This window comes from Streptomyces sp. MBT53, assembly GCF_016654115.1.
GTDB lineage: Bacteria > Actinomycetota > Actinomycetes > Streptomycetales > Streptomycetaceae > Streptomyces.
The window spans coordinates 1-2,324 of sequence record NZ_JAEQAZ010000407.1; the positions used below are offsets into that span (position 1 = coordinate 1).

Consider the following 2,324-nt stretch of genomic DNA (forward strand, 5'->3'; position numbering starts at 1 on the left):
GGCGGCACGGTGTTCTCGGCGGCCGGGGTGTGGCCGCTGCTGGCCCTCCTCGCGGACGGCGCCGAGGGCGCGGCACGGGCGGAGCTGGCGGACGCGGTGGGGCTGCCCGCCGGCCAATCGGCCGCCGCCGCACGGGAGTTGCTGGCCGGGCTGACGGCGATGCGCGGAGTCGACGCGGCGCTCGGGCTGTGGACGAAGCGGACCGTGGAGCTGCGCGAGGCATGGGCGGCGGGGCTGCCCGCCGAGGCGCACGGGGTGCTCACCGGGGACCTCTCGGCCGACCGCGCGGCCCTGGACGCATGGGCGGCGAAGCGGACCGGCGGGCTGATCGAGCGGATGCCGCTGCCGCTGACGGACGCCACCGAACTGGTGCTGGCGAGCGCGCTGGCCCTGCGCACCGAGTGGCTGCGGCCGTTCGTCGAGGTGCCGATGGAGAGCGCGTACTGGCGCGACCGGGTCCCCCTCGGCCTGTGGCGCGAGTCCGCCCTCCTGGACCGGATCGGCGTGGCGGACACACCGGACGGCCATGTCACCGAGCTGAAGGTGCTGGGCGACGCGGCGATCGACGTCCACCTCCTGCTCGGGGAGGAACGGATGACACCCGCGCAGGTACTGGGCGCGGGCGTGGGGATCCTGGACCGCCGTCATCCCGTAGTACCCGGGGACCGGCTCCCCTACGGCGACCCCGGACCGGGCCTGCGCGTGGAACGGACCCGCTGCACCAGCCCGCAGCCGCCGACGCTCGACGTGACGACGGTGGCGTACGACATGACCGCGGGACACGATCTGCTGCGCCTGCACCGCCTGTTCGGGCTCACCACGGCACGGGACTCCACGCACGGCCACTTCTCCGGCATCAGTCCCCTGCCGCTGGCCATCGACTCGGCCGAGCAGGCCACGACGGCGAAGTTCGGCGCGCTCGGCTTCCGTGCGGCGGCGGTGACGGCCTTCGGCGCCGTCGCCGCCGGCCTGCCCGACCTCCGCTACGTGACCACCACCGTCACCGCCCGCTTCGACCGCCCCTTCGCCTTCCTCGCCCTGCACCGCCACTCACGGCTGGTACTGGCGGCGGGGTGGGTCACGGAACCGGAACCGTTCCCCGAGGACCAGGGCTGATCATCCGGCGCCGGGGCGGCGACGATAGCCTTCACGTGCGCGATCTTGCGCTACGGCACTGACGGGGGCGGAATTGGGAGCGGTCCAGGGGACGGCGGTTCAGGGCACGGCGGTCGGGCGGACCGTCGACGCGGTGAACCGGCTGACGGCACGCTGGGCGGACACGGCGACCGGCGGCACGGTGTTCTCGGCGGCCGGGGTGTGGCCACTGCTGGCCCTCCTCGCCGACGGGGCGTCGGGCGCGGCACGGGCGGAACTCGCGGACGCGGTGGGCCTGCCCGCCGACCAAGCCGCCCCCGCCGCACGGGAGTTGCTGGGCGCGATGGGCTCGATGCCCGGGCTGTGCTCCGCGCTCGGCCTGTGGACCCGGCACGACCTGGCCGTGCGCGAGGAGTGGCGGGCCGGGCTGCCGGCGGGCACGCACGGGATGCTCACCGATGATCTCCCGGCCGGGCAGCGGGCGTTGGACGCGTGGGCGGCCGAGCGGACGGACGGGCTGATCGAGCGGATGCCCCTCGCCCTGGACCCGGACGTGGTGATGGTGCTGGCGAGCGCGCTCGCACTGCGCACCGAATGGCCGCGCCCCTTCGAGGAGTTGATGCTCAATCCGGACGCCGGACCCTGGCAGGGGCGGCGGCTGGTGGGCCTGCGCCGCACCGGCGTCCGCCTCGACCGGGCCGGCGTGGCGAGCGGCCCGCACGGTTACGTCACCGAGCTGAAGGTGCCCGGCGACAGCGGGATCGACGTCCATCTCCTGCTCGGCGAACAGCGGTTGGCCCCTGGCCAGGTGCTGGGCACGGGCGTGGCCGCCCTGGCCGGCCGGATTCCGGTCGTGCCCAGCGGCCAACTCCCGTACGGCGACGTGGGACCGGGCCTGCGCATCGAGCAACGGCGGTGCGCCACACCGCAGCCGCCGGAGCTGTTCGTGACGACGGTGGCGTACGACATGGGCGCGCGGCACGATCTCCTCGACCAGCACGGCCTGTTCGGGCTGACCACCGCCATGGACACCGCCGACGGCCACTTCCCCGGCATCAGCCCCGACCCGCTGGCCGTCGGGAAGGCCGAGCAGGCGGCAGTGGCACAGTTCGGCGCACTCGGCTTCCGCGCGGGAGCGGTGACCGCGATCGCGCCCGCACCCGGCGGTGCCCGGCCCGACCTCCGCTGCACCACCACGGTCGTCACGGCCCGCTTCGACCGCCCCTTCG

At 75.3% G+C, this 2,324-nt stretch carries 2 protein-coding genes; both read left to right on the plus strand.

Translation table 11 applies throughout. The annotated features are described in order from the left end of the window. Nucleotides 1-1,116, plus strand: a 1,116-nt coding sequence (locus JHN45_RS51610) for a serpin family protein (protein ID WP_236585054.1), incomplete at its 5' end; no start/stop codon positions are given. A 73-nt stretch (nt 1,117-1,189) separates the two neighbouring features. Then, the coding region (locus JHN45_RS51615) for a serpin family protein (RefSeq protein WP_236585055.1) at nt 1,190-2,324 on the plus strand (1,135 nt) is incomplete at its 3' end.